The sequence below is a fragment of the Xanthomonas sp. SI genome (genome assembly GCF_014236855.1).
Classification (GTDB): domain Bacteria; phylum Pseudomonadota; class Gammaproteobacteria; order Xanthomonadales; family Xanthomonadaceae; genus Xanthomonas_A.
Genome location: NZ_CP051261.1, coordinates 89,093 through 102,453, shown reverse-complemented (window position 1 = coordinate 102,453; position 13,361 = coordinate 89,093). Strand labels below are relative to the sequence as shown.

12 protein-coding genes are annotated in these 13,361 nt (G+C 68.2%); 1 reads left to right on the top strand and 11 read right to left on the bottom strand.

The genetic code is table 11. The features are described 5' to 3' along the window. Positions 1 to 25 precede the first annotated feature (25 nt). The 11 genes from HEP75_RS00485 to HEP75_RS00435 all read right to left on the bottom strand — a co-directional run bounded on the left by HEP75_RS00485 (position 26) and on the right by HEP75_RS00435 (position 11,902). On the bottom strand, positions 26 to 1,228 hold the full coding sequence (locus HEP75_RS00485) for a Fic/DOC family N-terminal domain-containing protein (protein ID WP_185825046.1): 1,203 nt from the start codon (positions 1,226 to 1,228) through the stop codon (positions 26 to 28). Positions 1,229 to 1,392: 164 nt separating this feature from the next. After that, complete coding sequence (locus HEP75_RS00480; protein ID WP_185821709.1) at positions 1,393 to 2,496, bottom strand: GDSL-type esterase/lipase family protein; 1,104 nt, start codon at positions 2,494 to 2,496, stop codon at positions 1,393 to 1,395. A gap of 150 nt (positions 2,497 to 2,646) precedes the next feature. Beyond that, the gene (locus HEP75_RS00475) at positions 2,647 to 3,303 is read right to left on the bottom strand and encodes an RpiB/LacA/LacB family sugar-phosphate isomerase (protein WP_185814712.1); all 657 of its coding nucleotides are present in this window, start codon (positions 3,301 to 3,303) and stop codon (positions 2,647 to 2,649) included. Between the two features lie 138 nt (positions 3,304 to 3,441). Beyond that, positions 3,442 to 4,197, bottom strand: a complete 756-nt coding sequence (gene kduD / locus HEP75_RS00470) for a 2-dehydro-3-deoxy-D-gluconate 5-dehydrogenase KduD (protein ID WP_179570402.1) — start codon at positions 4,195 to 4,197, stop codon at positions 3,442 to 3,444. 65 nt (positions 4,198 to 4,262) lie between these two features. Then, positions 4,263 to 5,117, bottom strand: a complete 855-nt coding sequence (kduI, locus tag HEP75_RS00465; RefSeq protein WP_185825045.1) for a 5-dehydro-4-deoxy-D-glucuronate isomerase — start codon at positions 5,115 to 5,117, stop codon at positions 4,263 to 4,265. A 375-nt stretch (positions 5,118 to 5,492) separates the two neighbouring features. Beyond that, a complete protein-coding gene (locus tag HEP75_RS00460; RefSeq protein ID WP_185823232.1) occupies positions 5,493 to 6,551 on the bottom strand; it encodes a LacI family DNA-binding transcriptional regulator in 1,059 nt (352 codons plus the stop codon). Between the two features lie 47 nt (positions 6,552 to 6,598). Beyond that, positions 6,599 to 8,182, bottom strand: a complete 1,584-nt coding sequence (locus HEP75_RS00455) for a family 43 glycosylhydrolase (RefSeq protein ID WP_185825044.1) — start codon at positions 8,180 to 8,182, stop codon at positions 6,599 to 6,601. Positions 8,183 to 8,232: 50 nt separating this feature from the next. After that, positions 8,233 to 9,516, bottom strand: a complete 1,284-nt coding sequence (locus HEP75_RS00450; protein ID WP_185814709.1) for a TRAP transporter large permease — start codon at positions 9,514 to 9,516, stop codon at positions 8,233 to 8,235. Positions 9,517 to 9,519: 3 nt separating this feature from the next. Next, positions 9,520 to 10,038: a TRAP transporter small permease gene (locus tag HEP75_RS00445; protein ID WP_185814708.1), complete on the bottom strand. Its 519-nt coding sequence runs from the start codon at positions 10,036 to 10,038 to the stop codon at positions 9,520 to 9,522. 10 nt (positions 10,039 to 10,048) lie between these two features. Next, complete coding sequence (locus tag HEP75_RS00440) at positions 10,049 to 11,041, bottom strand: TRAP transporter substrate-binding protein (protein ID WP_185825043.1); 993 nt, start codon at positions 11,039 to 11,041, stop codon at positions 10,049 to 10,051. Between the two features lie 36 nt (positions 11,042 to 11,077). After that, complete coding sequence (locus HEP75_RS00435) at positions 11,078 to 11,902, bottom strand: 2-keto-4-pentenoate hydratase (protein ID WP_185814706.1); 825 nt, start codon at positions 11,900 to 11,902, stop codon at positions 11,078 to 11,080. Between the two features lie 361 nt (positions 11,903 to 12,263). On the opposite strand from HEP75_RS00435, the gene HEP75_RS00430 reads away from it, so the two are divergent. Further along, a complete protein-coding gene (locus HEP75_RS00430; protein WP_185826448.1) occupies positions 12,264 to 13,310 on the top strand; it encodes an alpha/beta hydrolase in 1,047 nt (348 codons plus the stop codon). Positions 13,311 to 13,361 lie beyond the last annotated feature (51 nt).

The window sequence follows — 13,361 nt, the reverse complement described above, 5'->3', positions numbered from 1 at the left end:
AGAGCCGGGCCCTGCCCGGCTGCTTTCAACGCGGCCGCGTAGCCACGCGCGCTGGTGGCTGGTTGAGTCGCTTGAGGACGGCGTGGGCGTGGTACGTCCTGCCCCACTTCTTCTCGTTGCCCTTCGACAGGATTCCGGCCTCCTCGAGCGCATAGATGCCGGTAAGCGCTGACCGGTCAGACACATCCAGCAGCGAAGCAACCTGCGACGCCGTGACCACCGGATGGCCGACCAGCAGCGCGGGAAGTCGACGCGCGACAGAATCGCCGCGATAGCGGCTTACCTTCACCGACCACTCTGCTACAAGCTGCTGCATGTCCTCGGCGATGGCGATCGCATCGTTCGCCGACTCCACCACGGCCTTGGAGACCATATCCATCCACGGTACCCAGTTGCCTTTGATCTGCACCTGGTTGAGCGCTTCGTAGTAGGTGTCCTTGCTTCGGAGCAATGCGCCAGACAGGTACAGCGGTGGATATCCTTCTGCCGCCAGTATCAGCGGCATCAGCAGCCGACCGGTGCGTCCATTGCCATCCTTGTATGGATGGATGGTTTCGAACTGGGCGTGCGTGATGGCGAGCTGGGCAAGGATGTTCAGTTCGAACTGTTCGTCTTCCGCCGCCTGGTATTGCAGCATCTGCCGTTCCAGTTCCTGCATCGCCTCGCCGATCCGATCCGGCGGCGAAGGAACGAAGCGTGCGTCTTCAGGGCGTCCTCCCAACGGGCCGATAACGGCCTGTTCCTGACGATAGCTGCCCTTTGGGAAATGCTTGGGCGTGTCCTGCATCAGCACTGCGTGCAGGTGGTTGACCAGCGCAAGGTCGATGGCGGACCTACCCCGCTCCCTGACCGTTTCAAGGCCGTCCTGCAGCGCCTGTACGTAACGCTCGGTGACCACCACGTCGGCGGGCAGGCCGTCGAGGCCAAGGGTAGCTTCATACACCAGCAACTGGTCCAGATCGGTCTGGGTCCCTTCTATCTGGGAGCTCTGCACGGCTTCGCGTCGCGCCAAGGTACGGGTGACCAAATCCGGGGCAGGCCAGTGGCGCATTGCCTGTTCCAGCCGGGCCAGCGCCGCGTTGGCGCCAGCGAACAGTTCGCGGTTGCCCGACTGCCCAGCGGGCAGCCTGCGCGGCGTTGGCGGGGCTGTCATGGCCATCAGGTTCGGGCGACCTTCGACCGGCACCAGGTACTGGCGCAGTGGAACCGCTATGTCTTCTCGTCGCATGGAACCCTCCGCCCTAAACTTCAAAAGCACTCTACGCTTCTGAAGTTTAGCGTTCCATCCTTCAAAAGCGGCAAAGATTTTTGAAGTTTACTTCATTAAACTTCAAAATCTCCCACCGCTTTTGAAAGTTGGCGCCGGTAGACCGGGGCCCTGCCCGGCTGGCTTCACCGCGGATACGCCAGCAGCACCACTAGATCCTGCTCCCCCCGCTGCTGCAGCGCATGCAGGCTGCCCACCCGGGTCAGAAGCGCATCGCCTGCCGCCACGTCGTACTGCTTGCCATCCAGCACGTAGCTGCCCTGCCCGCTGACGATGTAATAGATCTCGTCCTTGTGCTGCGGGTGCAGGCCGATGCCCGCGCCCTTGTGCAGCACGCGCTTGCGCAGCACGAAGGGCAGGTCCTTGTCGTCGGCGAAGAAGGGATACGCGGTGGTCGGCCCGGCGCCGCCGTGCGGGCCGGGCTGACTGATGCCGATATCGCGCTCGTGGACCACGCGCGAGGGCTTGGCCGGCTCGCTGCCCCGCCCTGCGGGCTGACTTACGTCGCAGTCGATGTCGCGCTTCAAGGCCGGCTTCAGCTCGGGCGTCGACGCCACCCAGTCGCGCAGCACCAGGCAAGCCACGGCGGTGGCGCCGGCGGTGCTGAAGTGGGTGCCGTCGGCCTTGTTCTGCTCGGGCACGAACATGAAGTACGGCTTGGCGCCCTGCTCGCCCAGCGCGCGGATCCAGCGGGTGGAACTGGCGTTGAGGTCGATCAGCGCGACCTGCTCGCGCGTAGCCAGCTGTTTCACCGCCTGGGTGTACAGCCCGTGGGTGTCGAGCAGCGAACCGAAGTCGTACAGCAGCCGCGCGGCGGGCGTGAGCAGGATCGGCGTGGCGCCCTTGTCGCGGGCCAGCGTCACGTAGCGCGATAGATACTGCGGATAAGCATGCTGCGGATCGTCGTAGCGGTTGGGGTCTTCGACCTTGGCGTCGTTGTGCCCGAACTGGATCAGCAGCACGTCGCCGCGACGCAGGTCCTTGGCGATCGCGTCGAGGCGGCCCTCGACGATGAAGCTGCGCGCGCTGCGCCCACCCTTGGCGTGGTTGCGCACCTGCCAGGCGGCCGGATCCAGATAGCTCTGCAAGGCCTGGCCCCAACCGGCCTGCGGCGCGCGCTCGGGGCCGTAGTCGGCCGCGGTGGAATCGCCGGCGATGAATACGCGCTGCGGCTCTGCACAGGCGATCCCTGCGCAGAGCGACAGCAAGACGGACAAGAACAGGCGCATGGCGGGCTCCGGTGCGCGGTGTCTGCGCTTTGCGCCGCCGCCGCTGTCACCGCGGGTGTGGCGAGGCGTTAGGCAAGCGCGGTGCGGGTTGGTCGAACCGTTCGACTCTCACCCCAACCCCTCTCCCGCGGGAGAGGGGCGTCATGCGGGTCAGGCCGCTGCGGCTTCCGGCTTGCCCAGCACGCCGGCGACGAAGGCGCGGATCTCCGCATCCTGCGCATTGTCGAAGAAGCACTGCTGGAAACGCTCGCCGCCGACCGCCTGCTTGACCAGTTCCGGATCCAGCGCGCGCAGGCCGTCCAGGTAGGACTTGCCGGTGGCCTGCTTGACCTGCGCCAGGATGCCGGCGTTGGCCTGCTGCGATTCGCGGCGCTCGGCCGGATAGCCCATGCCGCGCTCGCCGCTGAAGGCCTTCTCGAAGATGTAGCGCACGTTGATTTCCGCGCCCCAGCCGTAGCCCTTGGCGAAGGCCAGCGCCAGCGCGTTGCCATTGTTGACCTGGGCGAACAGGTAGGCGTCGGTCGGCTCGATGCAGTAGCCGCAGAACACGCCCGGGTAGGCGTTGAGCGACATCATCGCGCCCTGGCCGGTGCCGCAGCCGGCGACGACGAAATCGACCGCCTTGGAATTCAGCAGCAGGCTGGCGACGATGCCCAGGTGGATGTAGGTCAGGCGGTGGTCGTTGTCGCCGTCCATGCCGACGTTGAACACGCTGTGGCCCTGTTCGCCGGCCACGTCGGTGAGCTGCTGCAGGATTACCGGGTTCTTGCCGGCCTGGCTGAACTCATTCATCAGTGCGATTTTCATGGGTGTCTCCGATTGCGGGGGAAGATGTTGCGTGTGATCGATGTGGCGCGTGTGGTGCCGACCCTCATCCGCCCTGCGGGCACCTTCCCCCGGAGGGGGAAGGGAGAAGCGCTGGCTGCGGCCGCACGCGTGCTTGGCTCAGCGCGCCAGCCAGCCGCCGTCGACCGGGATGACGGTGCCGTTGACGTAGTCCGAGGCGCTGCTGGCCAGGAACACCGCGGTGCCGCCCAGGTCTTCCGGCACGCCCCAGCGCCCGGCCGGGATGCGCTCCAGGATCGACTGGTTGCGCGCGGCGTCGGCACGCAGCTGCGCGGTGTTGTCCGTAGCCATGTAGCCGGGCGCGATGGCGTTGATGTTCAACCCCTTGGCGCCCCACTCGTTGGCCAGCAGGCGGGTGATGCCGGCGATGCCGGACTTGCTGGCGGTGTACGAGGGCACGCGGATGCCGCCCTGGAACGACAGCATCGAGGCGATGTTGATGATCTTGCCGCTGCCCTGGGCGATGAAGTGGCGGCCGGCGGCCTGCGACATGAAGAACGCAGACTTGATGTTGACGTTCATCACGTCGTCCCAGTCCTGCTCGCTGAAATCCACCGCGTCGGCGCGGCGGATCAGGCCGGCGTTGTTAACCAGGATGTCGAGGCGGCCGAGGCCGGCCAGGGTCTCGTCGAGCACGCGCTGCACCGGCTCGATGCTGATCAGGTTGGCCTCGATCGCGACGAAGCGTCGGCCCAGCGCCTTGACCTTTTCCTCGGTCTCGGTGGGCGCCTGGATGCCGGCGGCGGCGATGTCGGCGCCGGCCTGCGCCAGCGCCAGCGCGATGCCCTGGCCGAGGCCGGTATTGGCGCCGGTGACCAGTGCGACCTTGCCTTCGAGACTGAACGGATTCGTCATTGCGGGTGCTCCTAGAGTGATGCGGATACGGTGGCGGGCGGCGGCGCAGGTGGCGCACGCGGCGCTTACTTGAGCTGGCAGATGTCCAGCACGTGCATGTCGGTGTAGTCCAGGTTTTCGCCGCCCATCGCCCAGATGAAGGCGTAGTTGCTGGTCCCGGCGCCCATGTGGATCGACCACGGCGGCGAGACCACCGCCTCGTCGTTCTGGATCACGATGTGGCGCTGCGCGTCGGGCTCGCCCATGAAGTGATAGACGCGGTCGTTGGCGCCCAGGTCGAAGTAGAAATAGACCTCGCTGCGACGATCGTGCAGATGCGGCGGCATGGTGTTCCACACGCTGCCCGGCTTGAGCACGGTCAGGCCCAGCAGCAGCTGCGAGGACTGGCAGGTGGCCGGCACGATGTACTGGTAGATGGTGCGCTCGTTGCTGGTCTCCAGCGCGCCGCGGTCCAGCGCCACCGCGTCCTTGATCGACAGTTGCTTGGTCTCGAAGCGCGCATGCGCCGGGGTCGAGGCCAGATAGAACCGGGCCGGGTTGGCCGCGTCGTCGGAGGCGAAGCTGACCTCGCTGCTGCCCATCGCCACGTACAGCCCGTCCTTCGGTCCCAGCGCGTAGGCGGTGCCGTCGACGGTGACCGTGCCGCTGCCGGCGCCGACGTTGATCACGCCCAGCTCGCGGCGCTCCAGGAACGGATGGCCGGCGGCGGAGGCCGGTTCGGTCTGCTGCGGCAGTGCCACCGGGTTGTTGACCGGCGCGGCACCGCCGAGCACGAAGCGCTCGTAGTGGGTGTACTTCAGCGTGACCGCATCGGCGACGAACAGGCCATCGAGCAGGTACAGCTCGCGCAACTGGTCGTTGCTGGCGCCCTTGATGGCGTCGGGATGGGTGGCGTAGTGGGTCTTGCAGTACAGGGACATGGGGATCTCCGGGGCAAGCAGGGACACGCGGCAGCCCGCATGAGGGCATTCTAGCGGCTCTGGTAAACCGGTGTCATTGCGCAGTGCACGAAAGGCCGGGATTGGGGATTGGGGATTGGGGATTCGTGGCCAGCGGCGGAGAGTTTGGACGAGCAATCGGCGCCGCGCGCCGCTGGCACTGCAGGACACGGCGATGTATCGGGCAGACCGACCTACTTGGCGACGGTTGCCGCATCCCTTCTGGAGAAAAGCCCCCTTTGGTAAAGGGGGCGTGCCTAAGGCGCGGGGATTGGGCAGGCTCGGCGCCCGGGGCCCAAGGTTCTGCGACGCAGAACCTTGGGGGCACCTGCCCGCGCAGCGGACAGGTGCCGCGCTTCAATCTTCCGGCGGCTGGCAGGAGTCGCGCACGATCAGGTGCGGGCGCACGCTGGCGATCGCCAGTGCCGGGGTGCCCTCGGGCTGGATCAGCATCGCCGCGGCGGTGCGGCCGGTGTCGCGGGTGTGCCGGCGTACCGAGGTCAGCGACGGCCACAGGCGCGAGGCCAGCGGGCTGTCGTCGTAGCCGATGATCGACAGCTGGCGCGGGATGTTGATGCCGGCGCGCAGCGCGACCTTGTACACGCCGGCGGCCATCTCGTCGTTGCCGGTGAAGATCGCGCTCGGGCGCTGCTTGCCGAGCAGCAGTTTCTCGGCCGCGGCCACGCCGGATTCGAAGGTGTAGCCGGCCTCGACGATGCGCTCCGGCGGCAGTTCGATGCCGCGCCGGGTCAGCGCTTCGATGAAGCCGGCGGTGCGCTCGTGCGCGGAGCGGTAGGCGCTGGGACCGGTGATCAGGGCGATCTCGCGGTGGCCAAGCGACAGCAGGTAGTCGGCGGCCTCGGCGGCGCCGTCGCGGTCGTGGGTGACCACCATCTGCGAGGTCTCGTCCAGCGGCAGCGAGGCGATGCGGGTGTAGCGCACGCCGATGCCGGCGAGCATGTCGGCCAGCGCCTGGTCTTCGGAGGCGCGCGGCACCAGGATCACGCCGTGCAGTTTCTGCTGCTGCACGAAGCGGCGCACGCCCTCGATATAGCCGGGGCTGCGGCTGTCGCAGGGATGCACCACCAGCTCGAAGCTGGAGCCGCGCAACGCGTCCAGCGCGCCGTACTGCATGTCCACGATGTACTGCGCGGTCGGGTTGTCGTAGACCATGCCGATCAGGAACGAGCGCCGGAACGCCAGCCCGCGCGCCAGCGGATCCGGCGCGTAGCCGACTTCGCGCATCAGCGCTTCGACCTTCTCGCGCGTGTCCTTGCGCACCAGCGGCGAGTTGTTGATGATCCGCGACACCGTTTTCTTCGAAACCCCGGACAGGCGCGCGATGTCGTTGATCGTCGCCGCCTTGCCGTGGACGGACGCGTGGAGATCGGCGGAAGGAGGTTTGCTCGGCGCCATGGACGGAAAACCGGACGGAAGAGGACGGATTCTACCGGTAGTCATGTTCACTCCAGCGCGCGGTAGCGGAATTGGCGGAAATGCACCTTTCCATTTCCGGCCGCATACAGCGCCGGCTTCAGCGCCAGAAACTTGCCGGCGACGTTGTGGTGGTAGCCGGACACTTCCATCTGCACCGGATACTTGGTCCAGCTGATGCCGTCGCGGCTGCTGTGGATGGTGACGATGTGGCGGTCGTTGCGCACCCGCAGCCACAGGCGGCCGCCCTTGGCGCTGGGCGCCAGCTGCGCCGGGCGCTCCTCGCCGTAGCGGTGCATGACGAACGCCTCGCCGTTGCTGCCCACCCCGGCGTACAGGCGCTCGCTATAGAACAGCAGCGCGCCGCCCTGCGCACCGGGTTCGATCTCCATCTCCACCTCGAACTCATAGGCGGGGTCGGGCGCGATCACGGTCAGCGGCGAACTGTCGCGCGGCGCGCGGCCCTTGCCCTGCACGCTCAGCGTGCCGTCGCCGAAGGACAGCCGCTGGTATTCGTCGCGGCCCGGGTTGAAGAACGACCACTGCGGGCCGAGCCGGCCGCCGCGGAAATCGTCCGACAACGCCAGCCCGTGCGGCAACGCCTGCCCGCTGGGCTTTTTCAGCGGCATGCCGAGATCGCCGCCCTTGGCCACGAACCAGCCGTCGGCGGTCCACTCGATCGGGTCCAGCAGCGCCTGCCGGCCCAGCGTCCAGTAGCCGTTCTCGTAGCCGTGATAGAGCATCCACCAGCGCCCGTCGGTGCCTTCGACCAGGGTCGCATGGCCGCGCGACCACCACGGCTCGGCCGCACTCTTGGTGCGGGTGATCGGGTTGTTCGGCGCGTTGCGCCACGGCCCGTGGATCGAGCGCGAGCGAGCGGTGATCACCATGTGCCCGGTCGGCGGGCCGGCGGTGCCGCCGACCGCGGTGGTCATGTAGTACCAGCCGTTGTGGCGGGTGATCTTCGGCCCTTCCTGCGCATAGGCTTCCACATCCCAGCTTTCCGGGTACTTCCAGCCGTCGTAGACATGCTTGGGCGTGCCGATGACCTTCAACCCGTCGTCGGACAACTGCACGTAGTCGCCGCCGCTCAGGAACAGGTAACGCTTGCCGTCCTCGCCGACCGCGTGGCCGGGATCGATGTACTTGCCCAGGCCGATGTCGATCGGCGCGCTCCACGGGCCCTTGATGTCGTCGGCCCAGACCACGAAGTTGCTGCGCTGGCCCTGCTCGCCACGCCGCGCCGGAAAATAGATGTAGTAACGCGTGCCGTGCTTGATCAGGTCCGGCGCCCAGATCGCGCCGACGTTCTCGCTGATGGCGTGGCCCAGCGGCTGCCAGTTCACCAGGTCGCGCGAGTGCCAGATCGGCAGGCCGGGGTAGGCGTCGAACGAGGACAGGGTGAGGTAGTAGTCGTCGCCGTCCTTGAGCACCGACGGATCGGGATGGTCGCCGGCCAGCACCGGGTTGAGGAATGTGCCATCGCCCTGGTCGGCGATGCGCTGGTGCTCGATGCCGCGCTTCCAGTCGGCCGCCGCGGCCAGCGCGCTGGCGGCGAGCAGGCCGGCCAGCAGCAGCCAGCGCAGCGAACGCGGGATCGTGGACGAGCTCATGCCATGCACTCCTTGGTTGGCGCCGCAGCGGCTGCGTGCGGCGCGGCGCATCAGGCGCGCAGCGCGCGCGGCAACCACAGCGACAGTTCCGGGAAGAACGCCACGATCAGCAGCACGCACAGCGCCGCCAGCCAGAACGGCCAGATCGTGCGCATGCTCTGGGCCACGGTGATCTGGCCGATCGAGGTGCCGATGAACAACACCGAGCCGATCGGCGGGGTGATCAGGCCGATGCCGCCAGCCAGCACCATCACCAGCCCGAAATGGATCGGGTCGATGCCGTAGGCCTTCACCACCGGCAGGAAGATCGGCGTGCAGATCAGGATCTTCGGCGCCAGGTCCATGAACATGCCCAGCAGCAGCAGCATCACCACGATCATCAGCAGCACGGTGTTCTTGCCGTCGGCGATCGACTGCAGCAACTTCACCGCTGCCGCCGGCACCTGCAGGTAGGCCAGCAGCCAGCCGAACACCGCCGCGGTGGCGATCACGAACAGGATCACGCCGGTGGTGCGCGCCGCATGCGTGACCGCGGCGAAGAACTCAGCCCAACGCAATTGCCGATACAGCAGCGCGGTGACGATCAGCGCGTACACCACCGCGATCGCCGCGCTCTCCACCGCGGTGAAGATGCCGGCGCGGATGCCGACGAAGATCAGCGCGACCAGGCCCAGCCCGGGCAACGCACCGACCAGGCGCAGCGCCACCGCGCGCCAGCCCGGGAACGGCTCGGTGCCGTAGCCGCGGTGGCGCGCCACCGCGTAGCCGGTGATCATCATCGCCGCGGTCATCAGCAGCGCCGGGAAGATGCCGGCCGCGAACAGATCGGCGATCGACAGCCCGCCGCCGGCCGCGGCCGAGAACAGGATCAGGTTGTGCGAAGGCGGCACCAGCAGCGCGACCAGCGCCGCGGTCATGCTCACGTTGACCGCGTAGTCGCGGTCGTAGCCGCGCTTGATCATCTGCGGAATCATGGTGCCGCCGACCGCCGACACGTCGGCGATGGCCGAACCGGACACGCCGCCGAAGAACAGCGAGGACAGCACGCTGACCTGGCCCAGGCCGCCGCGCATGCGCCCCACCAGCGACGAGGCCAGCGCGATCAGGCGTTCGGAGATACCGCCGCGCAACATCAACTCACCGGCAAAAATGAACAACGGAATCGCGATCAACGAGGCCGAGCCGCTGCCGGCGGAGATCTGCTGCACCAGCACGATCGCCGGCAGGTCCAGGTAGAGGATGGTCGCCAGCGCCGCGGCGCCCAGCGCATAGGCGACCGGCACGCCGATCAACAGCAACAGCACGAACAGCCCGAGCAGGATTGCAATGGCCATGGCTCAGTTCACTCCTTCAGCGGTGGCCGGACGCAGCGCCTGCCACGCCTGGTACAGCGCGAACACGCTCATCAGCGCGCCGCCGATCGACAGCGGCAGGTAGTTGATGCTCTGCGGCAGCGAGGCGCCGGCCATCTTGATGTCCAGCCCGTCCAGCAACAGCACCCCGCCCCACCAGGCGATCACTGCGCCGATGGCGACGATCATCAGCGGACGGATCAGGTCGATCGCCCGGCGCACGCGGGCGTGCATCTTTTCCGCCAGCAGGAAGAAACCGAAGTGGCGGCGGGTGTGCACGCCGGCGGCGGCGGCCAGGCTCATCGCGGTGCTCAGCAGCAGCAGCGTCACCGGCTCGGTCCAGCTCGGCGAATCGTTGAGCACGTAGCGGGTGAATACCTGCCAGCCCTGCACCACCACCAGCCCGAGCAGGGCGGCGGCGGCGATGCCGATGGCGAGGTTGGAAACCCGGTCGAGCAGCCGCTGCAGCGGCGCCACCGGAACGGCAATGGCGTGGTCGGTCATCGGCATGGCCTCAGGCGAAATCGCGGATGCGTCGGTACAGGGCTTCGATCTCCGGCTGCCGCCGGTACTCGGCCAGCAGCGGCGCGGCGGCCTTGCGGAAGGCGGGCATGTCCACCTCGTTGATCAGCACGCCGTAGTCGAGCACTTCCTGGCGCGCCTTCGATTCGGAGGCGTCCCACAGCTTGCGCATCACCGCCACCGATTGCCGCGCGGTCTCCACCACCAGCGCGCGATCGCCCGGCGCCAGCGCCTGGAAGCTGCGCTGCGACATCACCAGCACGTCCGGCGCATAGGAATGCTCGCTCTGCGACCAGTAGTGTGCGGCCTCGAAATGGCGGCTGGACTGGAAGCTGCGCATGTTGTTCTCGGCGCCGTCGATCATGTGCGTCTCCATCGCCGAGAAGGTTTCGCCCAGCGACATCGGCGTCGGATTGGCGCCGAGCATGTGCATCAGCTTGAGGAAGATGTCCGACGAGGCCACGCGCAGCTTCAGGCCGTGCAGGTCTTCGGGACGATGCAGCGGGTGCTTGGTGTTGTAGAAGCAGCGCGCGCCGGAATCGTAGATGGCCAGGCCGACCAGGTCGCGCTGCTCGAAGCTGCGCAGGATGCTGTCGCCGACATGGCCGTCGATCGCGCGGCGCAGGTGCGGCACCGAGTCGAACACGTACGGCAGGCACAGCGCCTGGGTCAGCGGGAAGGTGTTGTTGAGCGCGCCGGAGTAGACGCGGGTGATGTCGATGGCGCCGAAGCGGGCCATGTCGATCGCTTCCGCTTCGCGGCCGAGTTGGCCGGAGTGGTACTGGCGCAGCTTCAGCCGGCCGCCGGTCTGCCGTTCCAGGGTCTGCCCGAACCAGCGCACCGCCTCCACGGTGGGATAGTCGGCCACGTGCACGTCGGTGGCGGTGAGCAACTGGCTGCCGCCGCCGGCCTGAGCCAGCGTGCCCAGCGGCGCTGCCGCGGCCGCGGCGAGTCCTGCGCCCAGAAAACCTCTACGAGTGATCATGCTGCGCCCTCCCGCGCGTCGTCGGCATGCCGCGGCTTACGCCGCGACCGCCCTGCAGTGAAGTTCGCCGTAGCCGTCGAAACGGATCGTCGCGTGCTGGCCGATGGCGATGTCGTGGATGCCGGTGGCATTGCCGGTGGCGATCAGCTCGCCGCGCTTGAGCGGCCGGCCGCGCCGCGCCGAACGCGCCAGCGCGAACGCGAACGCGGCGCGCAGCCCGCCCGGCAACAGGGTGGCACCGCCGCTGCCGACGCGTTGGCCCTCGATCAAGGTTTCCGCCAACAGCGCGGATTCGTCCAACGTGGTCCAGTCGGCGACCTGCGGCCCCAGGATCAGGCCGTTGTTGTTGCCGAAATCGGAGATCACCACGCGCGGCCCCAACTGGTTGATCGTGGCCAGCGGGCTGCTGGCCACTTCCACGCCGATGAACAGCGTGGACGGCACCTGCGCGGCCTGCTCCGGGGTCCAGTGCAACTGGTCGGCCGGCACGTCCGCGTCCAGGCGCATCACGTACTCGGCCTCGACAGCGCCGAAGCCGCCGTCGAACACCGGGATGTCCGTTGTTCCACCGGTAGCATTCCACAGGTTGCGGGCGAAGATCGGGCCGAGCAGGCGCTCGTCGCCGGAATGGTCGCGGCGCTCGGCGGCGATGTAGCCGACCTTCCAGCCGACCACGCGGTCCGGCCATTGCGCGATCGCCAGGTCCTGCACGCGGTAGGCGGTTTCCAGGTCGTCGGGGATGATCCCCGGGAAATCGGGCAACGAACGGCCCTGCTGGCGGGCCTGGACGAAGCGCGCCGCGATGTCGGCCAGCGCGGGCGGTGGCGTGTCCGAAGGACCGGAATGAGTGCTCAAGGGCATCTCCGCAAGAATGTGGGGGGTCGGAAGAATTGCTGCGCCGCTCATCGACAGCGCGTTGCGCAGTTGTATATGGTAAACCGGTGTCATTGGCAATGTGCGGTGCGGCAAAAAGCGGGGATTCGGTAGTGGGGATTGGGGATTCGCCGCGGCATTGCGACCTGATCCCGAATGCGAAACCCACCGCTTGCGCGGCGCCGTGCGAGCGGATTAGCTGCACATCCTTGACCTGGGAGGGCGACGGATGCGGAACACGACGACAACGGAAGGCGCTGGTGTGGCGCTGACGGATGCTGCCGACGACAACGGCCTGCGGCGCCTGGCCTCGCGCCCGATCCTGAGGCATGCGGCCGGCGCGCTTACGCTGGCGTGGCGCCATCGCCGGCATGGCGCGCTGAGCGTCTTGCTGGCACTGGCGCTCGCCGGCCCCGCGCTCGCGGCCGAGCACCCGAGCGGCGAAACAGCGGCCGAGCAGGCGGCGCGGATCCCGCTATGGCCGGATCCGGCGCCCGGCGCTGCGCCCGGCCCCGACGAGGCGCGCATCGTCGACCGCAGCGACGACCCGGCGCTGCCCGACCGCGCCATCAGCGGCCGCTACCAGCCGTACCTGGTGGTGTACCGGCCGAAGACGCCGAACGGCATCGCCCTGCTGGTCGCGCCCGGCGGCGGCTACGCGCGCATCGTGCTGGACAAGGAAGGCACCGCCTTGCTGCCGATCTTCGCCGAACAGGCAGGCATTACCCTGTTCGTGCTGCGTTATCGGCTGCCCGACGCGGAAGCGGCGGGCGCCGACGCAGCGGCGCAGCGCAACCTGCCGCTGGCCGACGCGCAGCGCGCGCTGCGCCTGATCCGCGCACGCGCCGCCGACTACGGCGTGGACCCGCACCGGGTCGGCGCGATCGGCTTCTCCGCCGGCGGCCACGTCGCCGCCAGCCTGGGCACCCGCTACGACGACCGCGTCTACCCGGCGCGCGACGCGATCGACCGGCTCAGCGCGCGGCCGGACTTCCTGCTGCTGCTGTACCCGGTCATCGACATGGGCAGCGGCACCGCGGCGCATACCGGCTCGCGCCTGCGGCTGCTCGGCCGTCATCCCGATGCCGCCACGATGAGCGCCTATTCGCTGCAGAACCGCGTGATTCCGGCGATGCCGCCGACGTTCCTGGTGCACGCGCAGGACGACCGGGTGGTGCCGGTGGAGAACAGCCTGCTGTTCTACCAGGCGCTGCGCCAGGCCGGCGTGCCGGCGGAACTGCACCTGTTCGCGCACGGCGGCCATGGCTTCGGCACCCGCGGCATCGCCGGCCTGCCCTTGGCGGCATGGCCGACCCAGGCGCTGGAATGGATGCGCAGCGTGCAGGGCGACCCGGCCGCGCTGGCGCCGATCCCGCCTGCCGCGCCGAAGCAGTAGCGGGCGCAGCCGCGTTGCCATGCACCACACCGCCATGACCCAGCGCGCGAA

Bases quoted from the DNA above. Each gene is read 5' to 3' on its own strand.
- HEP75_RS00435 (WP_185814706.1), bottom strand. From the start codon at position 11,902: ATGCCCTTGAGCACTCATTCCGGTCCTTCGGACACGCCACCGCCCGCG.
- HEP75_RS00480 (WP_185821709.1), bottom strand. From the start codon at position 2,496: ATGCGCCTGTTCTTGTCCGTCTTGCTGTCGCTCTGCGCAGGGATCGCC.
- HEP75_RS00445 (WP_185814708.1), bottom strand. From the start codon at position 10,038: ATGACCGACCACGCCATTGCCGTTCCGGTGGCGCCGCTGCAGCGGCTG.
- HEP75_RS00455 (WP_185825044.1), bottom strand. From the start codon at position 8,182: ATGAGCTCGTCCACGATCCCGCGTTCGCTGCGCTGGCTGCTGCTGGCC.
- HEP75_RS00450 (WP_185814709.1), bottom strand. From the start codon at position 9,516: ATGGCCATTGCAATCCTGCTCGGGCTGTTCGTGCTGTTGCTGTTGATC.
- kduD (WP_179570402.1), bottom strand. From the start codon at position 4,197: ATGACGAATCCGTTCAGTCTCGAAGGCAAGGTCGCACTGGTCACCGGC.
- HEP75_RS00440 (WP_185825043.1), bottom strand. From the start codon at position 11,041: ATGATCACTCGTAGAGGTTTTCTGGGCGCAGGACTCGCCGCGGCCGCG.
- HEP75_RS00475 (WP_185814712.1), bottom strand. From the start codon at position 3,303: ATGAAAATCGCACTGATGAATGAGTTCAGCCAGGCCGGCAAGAACCCG.
- HEP75_RS00485 (WP_185825046.1), bottom strand. From the start codon at position 1,228: ATGCGACGAGAAGACATAGCGGTTCCACTGCGCCAGTACCTGGTGCCG.
- HEP75_RS00460 (WP_185823232.1), bottom strand. From the start codon at position 6,551: ATGGCGCCGAGCAAACCTCCTTCCGCCGATCTCCACGCGTCCGTCCAC.
- kduI (WP_185825045.1), bottom strand. From the start codon at position 5,117: ATGTCCCTGTACTGCAAGACCCACTACGCCACCCATCCCGACGCCATC.